The 5,682-nt window shown below is 69.8% G+C and carries 7 protein-coding genes; 5 read left to right on the forward strand and 2 right to left on the reverse strand.

Going from position 1 to position 5,682, the window contains the following annotated elements; genetic code table 11:
* Positions 1-95: 95 nt before the first annotated feature.
* Both ACFYNS_RS31770 and ACFYNS_RS31775 read left to right on the forward strand, forming a co-directional pair.
* Complete coding sequence (locus tag ACFYNS_RS31770; protein ID WP_360302925.1) at positions 96-824, forward strand: hypothetical protein; 729 nt, start codon at positions 96-98, stop codon at positions 822-824.
* A gap of 166 nt (positions 825-990) precedes the next feature.
* The gene (locus tag ACFYNS_RS31775; RefSeq protein WP_388606359.1) at positions 991-1,380 is read left to right on the forward strand and encodes a hypothetical protein; all 390 of its coding nucleotides are present in this window, start codon (positions 991-993) and stop codon (positions 1,378-1,380) included.
* Positions 1,381-1,619: 239 nt separating this feature from the next.
* Here the strand turns inward: ACFYNS_RS31775 and ACFYNS_RS31780 are convergent, their stop codons facing one another.
* Positions 1,620-2,453, reverse strand: coding sequence for an oxidoreductase (locus ACFYNS_RS31780; protein WP_388606360.1), 834 nt, complete (start codon positions 2,451-2,453; stop codon positions 1,620-1,622).
* 115 nt (positions 2,454-2,568) lie between these two features.
* Between ACFYNS_RS31780 and ACFYNS_RS31785 the strand changes: the two genes are divergently transcribed.
* Together ACFYNS_RS31785 and ACFYNS_RS31790 are read left to right on the forward strand one after the other, a co-directional pair.
* Positions 2,569-3,474: a LysR substrate-binding domain-containing protein gene (locus ACFYNS_RS31785; protein WP_388606362.1), complete on the forward strand. Its 906-nt coding sequence runs from the start codon at positions 2,569-2,571 to the stop codon at positions 3,472-3,474.
* Between the two features lie 143 nt (positions 3,475-3,617).
* A complete protein-coding gene (locus ACFYNS_RS31790; RefSeq protein ID WP_388606363.1) occupies positions 3,618-3,971 on the forward strand; it encodes a hypothetical protein in 354 nt (117 codons plus the stop codon).
* A gap of 158 nt (positions 3,972-4,129) precedes the next feature.
* On the opposite strand, the gene ACFYNS_RS31795 is transcribed toward ACFYNS_RS31790, so the two are convergent.
* Positions 4,130-4,693, reverse strand: coding sequence for a MarR family winged helix-turn-helix transcriptional regulator (locus tag ACFYNS_RS31795; RefSeq protein ID WP_388606365.1), 564 nt, complete (start codon positions 4,691-4,693; stop codon positions 4,130-4,132).
* A gap of 63 nt (positions 4,694-4,756) precedes the next feature.
* Here ACFYNS_RS31795 and ACFYNS_RS31800 point away from each other — a divergent pair, with 63 nt between their 5' ends.
* On the forward strand, positions 4,757-5,494 hold the full coding sequence (locus ACFYNS_RS31800) for an SDR family NAD(P)-dependent oxidoreductase (protein ID WP_388606367.1): 738 nt from the start codon (positions 4,757-4,759) through the stop codon (positions 5,492-5,494).
* Positions 5,495-5,682 lie beyond the last annotated feature (188 nt).

Genomic DNA, 5,682 nt, shown 5'->3' on the forward strand with positions numbered 1-5,682 from the left:
GAAGCAGGAACCCACCCAGAGCGACCCGCACCCGATCACAAGCCGGTGTGGGAGCAGATGGGAATCCCGGTCCTTCAGGGCCGGGAGGAAGTCAATTGAATGCTGCCTTGCGCGGCGGGCTGTTCATCGACAACAAACTCGCCTATGCGCTGCTGGCCGATGTCGGCCTCGGCCCGTGGTTCAACGCCGAACCCCAGCACACCAACCTGGACAGCACGGGCAGCATCAGCCCCGAAGAATTCGACGCCTACACCCGCGTCCTGGACGGCAAGAGTCCGCACGCGGGCCCGAACAACGCAACACCCCGATCCACAGGTTGGGGCTGGATCTTCGGCAAGGGGACATTCGAGCCGAACCGCCAGTTCCACCAGGGGGATCCATTCGTCAAGCAGCTACAAAAGAGCGACAGCATGGCGTCGATCCGCAACCAGACGTTGCAGAAATGGCGTGAGGGTGAGCTGGCCGGACGGGTGAAGCACAAGATTTCCGGGGAGGGGCGCGGCGACCAGGCCAAGATGTTCGCCAAGGACATGACGGGCCTGAGCGGACTCGACAACCTCTGGGGAGGAGACACCAACGAGGCCCAGTCCCTCCTCGGTTCCTACGACGTCGACTACACGGTCAAGTCCGAGGAACCGGACGGCTCCATCGTGGTGCAGTACACGCTCAACAACGACACGGACGTCGAATCCTTTCTCCCCGGCTACCCGAAGTGGCAGGAGAAGCTCAATCCCCCTGCAGGTTCCGGCACGGGCATCCACGAAAAGATGACTTGGACGGAGCGCATCCACCCGCCCCGCTTCGAAGCTCCGGATGATCACTGAAACGATGGCTTCCATGACGACTCACGGCTCGGCTGTCCCCACACGAAGGCCGAGCGGCACGGTGTCACGCAGGGCGGCAGTGGTGGCCGCCTGCGCTCTGGTCACCCTTACCTCGTGCACGGTCCTGGACGACGCTTCGGGCCCGTGTCCGAAGTCGAGCACCACGGTGCGCGCCAGTGACCTGAACGGCGACTACCAGGGCCCGCACGGCATGCGCGTCACTCTCGGGCACGCCTCCACCCAGTATCCTGAGGGGCGTACGGCTCAGGTCGGCACAGTGCGGGTGAAAAATTGGGCGATCTCGCTGGAGGAGCTGGGCGAGGACGGCCCTGCCGGCAAGGGGTTCCAGGGTGAGGGGACCTGGGAGTTCCGCCAAGAGGAAACCACCGGTGGAGAGGAGTTCCGCCAGATCAAGCTCGACTTCCTCCGCGGCACCCCCGAGCAACGGATGCCCACCGAACCGCAGTATCTGGAAATCGGCGGCACCCGGAACAAGCCCGATCTGTTCGTGGAAACGGATCCCGACACCTGCCCGAGCATCGTCTTCCACCGGTAGTTCCCGAGGACGCACCTGGGGGGCTCCTTGAAAGTGTGCGGCTTGTGCTGGAACGAACGCCTGCTGTCTGAGGGCAGCTCCCCGGTGCTGCCGTTCCCGGGCTGCTGTTCCCGCGTGGAGACACGGGTGGGACGAGCGAAGGTACGCGGGGCGGCAGGGGCGGGCAGTGGTACGGGAGGCGTTCCGCGTGGGGGTACGAGATTCCGGCCGGCGGAACGGGACGGAGGCGGCCGGAGGTGTCAGTCGTCGAAGTCGGTCGAGCGGGTGAGCTTCTCCCAGGAGCGGAGTTCGGCGCCGGCACGGTCGAGATGGTCCGTGATCGCAGCGGCGGCGTCGTTGCCGAGCGGCAGCCGCAGCGGCGGTTCGTCGGCGTCCAGCGCGGTGAGGACGGCGGCCGCGGCCTTGGCCGGGTCCCCGGGTTCGCAGCCGCTTCCCTCCGGCAGTCCGGAACGGACGGGGCCGACGGTGTCCTGGTAGGCGTCCAGGGCCGAGGAGGGCTGCAGCGTCGCGGGGTCGGCGAACCCGGTACGGAATGCGCCCGGTTCGACGATCAGTACCCGGATGCCGTGCGGGGCGACCTCGGCGGCCAGCGCCTCGGAAAGCCCCTCCAGGGCGAACTTGGTGGAGCAGTAGGCGCCGACCCCGGCGAGGGCGAACCGTCCGCCCATGCTGGTCAACTGCACGATCGCGCCCGAGCCCTGGCGGCGCATGTGCGGCAGCGCGGCCCGGGTGAGCGCGGCCGGGCCGAAGAAGTGCAGGTCCATCAGGTCCCGCAGTTCCGCGTCGGTGCTCTCCTCCACCGCACCCACCATGCCCCGCCCGGCGTTGTTGACCAGGACGTCCAGTCGGCCGTGCCGCGCCACCACGCCGTCGACCGCGGCCTGACCGGCCGCGCTGTCGGTGACATCCAGCGGCAGCGCCTCGACCTGGTCCGGATGTGCGGCGACCAGGTCGTCGAGCGGCGCGGTGCGGCGGGCGGCGGCGACCACGATGTCGCCTGCGGCCACCGCCGCTTCGGTGATCGCCCGCCCGAACCCGCTGCTCGCTCCGGTGATCAGCCAAACCTTGTTCATGTCCGTCTCCCTGCGATGGGTGGCCCGCCTGTGCTCGGCGGTCCGTGTGCGGTCCGCGTGGGAACTACCGTGCCGGGCAGTCCCGTTGCCGGTCCAAGCTCTGCTGTGATAGCCGATGGTTATGGACGTTCACGGGCGGGATCTGAGGTACTTCGCGGCAGTGGCCGAGGAACTGCACTTCACGCGTGCGGCGGAGCGGCTGTACGTCTCGCAGCCCGCGCTGAGCAAGCAGATCAGGATGCTGGAGAAGCAGGTGGGGGCCGCGTTGTTCGAACGCGATCGGCGCGACGTGCGCCTGAGCGCGGTCGGTGCCGCGCTGCTGCCGCATGCTCAGCGCATCCTCGCCGAGTGGGAGGAGGCGCAGGCGGCAGTCGCCCGGGCCGTCGCCGACCAGGCGGCCGCCCTCGTCGTGGGGATGAGCACCAGCCCGGGGCGTGGGGGCGTGCTCCCCGCGATCCGTTCCCGCTTCACCGCCGCGCGCCCCGACGCCCGTCTCCGGCTGCGCCAGGTCTCCTGGCACGACCCGACCGCCGGGCTCGCCGACGGCACGTGCGACGTGGCGTTCGTCTGGCTGCCGCTGCCCGGTCCGGACCGCTACCGGTGGGTGGTGGTCGCCGAGGAACCCCGCCTGGTCGCCCTGCCCGATACGCACCCGCTCGCCGACAGGGAGCGCGTCGACTTCACCGACCTGCTGGACGAGCCGTTCCTCGCGCTGCCCGACAGTGCCGGGCCGCTGCGGGACTACTGGCTCGCCACCGAAGAGCGTGGCGGAAGACCGGCACGGATAGGCGCGGAGGTGGCGAGCACCGAGGAGACGTACGAGGCTCTCGTCGCCGGTCTCGGGGTGGTGCTGTTGGCAGTCGGGAACAGTCCGCTGATCACCCTCGGCGGAGTCATCACCCGTACGGTGCGGGGCATCTCGCCCAGCCGCTTCGCGCTGGCCTGGCGCGCCGATGACCGCCGGCCGCTGGTGCGGGAGTACGCGCGCGCCTGCGAGTTGGCGGCCGGGACGGCGGACTGAGCGTGCGGCGCGGACGCGGGAGGTGCCGGGACCGCTCCCGGGACGGGGGAGGGGCCGATGGTGCCACGAGTCCGGTCCTCGGGCCGCGTCCGAAGGGGCACTGGTGGGTGGGTGGCCCCTGGTGGATCAGTAGAGTCGCGAGCGTGGCGCAACCAGTACTGCGGGCGATCGAAGACGACGGGCGTGCGGTGGACGATCCGAGCGAGGAAGTTCTGCACGATCTGCTGGCGGACATGAACCTGCGGCACCGGTTCGTGATCTTGGAAAGGCTCGACCTTGAGCCTGTGGATCAGCACTACATGCAGGTGTATCTGAACGACGACATGAGCTACCAGGTGGAGTACCGCGAAGGCAGCGCGGACAAGCACTTCCAGGCCCATGTCCCCAGGCCACACGAGATGATCGGCCCGGCGCCGATCGCCAAGGTGATGATCGACTGGGCGTACGACCGCGGGGGATGGCGTGAGGCGATGCCGTGGGTTCCGATAGCCGTGTGAGAGCGGCAGCGGGCCAGGAGCCGAGTGATCCCGTCCCACCTGTGAGGCGCCCCTTGTGGCCGGTCGGCCCTGTCGGACTCTGCCGTACCTCTCTCTTCGCCGTGATCAGGCGGGCCTGACGTCGTCCACGCTCGTGGATCAGTACACCTGGTCGCTGGTCACTCCTGTTCGCCCACCTGCGTCAGGCGGTGGTCGTTCAACCGGTGCTGCACGTCCTGCAGGAGCACCCGCAGCAACCCGGTGAGCTGTTCCTGCTGGTCCGGTGCGAGGCCCGTCAGCAGTTCGGCCTCACGGGTGAGGACCTGGTCGACGGTGGACTCGACCAGCCGGTGTCCGGCGGTGGTCAATTCCACGACGACCGAACGGCGGCGGCCCTCGCCGGGGCGCCGGGTGACCAGTCCCTCCTGTTCGGCCCGGGCGACCCGTTGGGAGATGGCGCCGGCGGTGACCATGGAGCGGTCCGCCAGTTCGCGGGTGGTGAGGGCGTACGGCTCACCCGCGCGCCGCAGCATGCTGAGCAGGTCCAGAGTGGCGACGTCGACGCCGGCGTGGGCGAGCACCCGGCGGCGGTCGTCGGCGAACAGCTTGGCCAGCCGCCACAGCGGCGTGACGATGCCGATCGAGGAGACGGGGGTACCTGGACGCTCGCGTTCCCACGCGGCGGCGATGTCCGCCACGGGGTAGTCGGACGGGGTGTCCAGCGGGTGCTCGTCGCTTGCCATGGCCGCTTCTCCACATTACGTTTAGTTCTAAATTTAGTCCTGAACAAATCTGGAGGACACTCTATGGCACGCGGCATCCTGGTCACCGGTGGAGCGACAGGCATCGGGGCTGCCGTGGCGCGGCACTTCGCGGAGCAGGGGGACACGGTGGTGCTGACCGGTCGGCGGCAGGCTCCCCTGGCGGCGGCCGCCGAACGGATCGGCGCACAGGCCGTCGTCTGCGACCACACCGACCCGGAGGCAGTGGCCCGGCTGCTGCCATCGCTGCCCGAGCGGCTCGACGTACTGGTCAACAACGCGGGCGGGAACACCGATTTCGGTCCGGCGGAAGCCGCCGCGGAGGTTGAGCTCAGCCCCTTGGCGCGGTTCGCCCGGAGCTTCCGCGCCAATCTGGATGCCAACCTGCTGACCGCGGCGCTGACGACCAAGGCGGTCGAGGACCGGCTGGCCGAGGGCGGCGCGGTCGTCAGCATCGGTTCCATCGCGGCCGACAAGGGCGCGGGCGCCTACGGCGCGGCCAAGGCGGGACTCGCCTCCTGGAACCTCGGCCTGGCCCGCGAGCTGGGCGCGCGCGACATCACGGCAAACGTCGTCTCGCCGGGATACGTGGCCGACACCGAGTTCTTCGGTGACCACCTCACCCCCGAGCGGCGCGCGCATCTCATCGCCTCCACCGCGGTCGACCGGCCGGGCCGTCCGGAGGACATCGCGGGGGCCGTCGCGTTCCTGGCCTCGCCCGCGGCGCGCGACATCACCGCGCAGGTGCTCAACGTCAACGGCGGGGAGCGCGGCACCCGCTGACCGCCTGAGCCCGAGCCGAGCCCGAGCCCGTCCTGGGCGTGGGCCGGGCGGCCGCTCCGCCGCGGGCGAGCTCCGCTGTACCGTGAAGCGCTGCCGAGGCGCTTAGCGAGAGTGCCCCGTCCTTCAGGGCGGGGGTGAATCGCCCCACGGCGGCGGCCCGCTCAGTCGGGCCGCTTCTGCTGTTCGAT

Source organism: Streptomyces sp. NPDC006925, assembly GCF_042869575.1.
Taxonomy (GTDB): Bacteria; Actinomycetota; Actinomycetes; order Streptomycetales; family Streptomycetaceae; genus Streptomyces.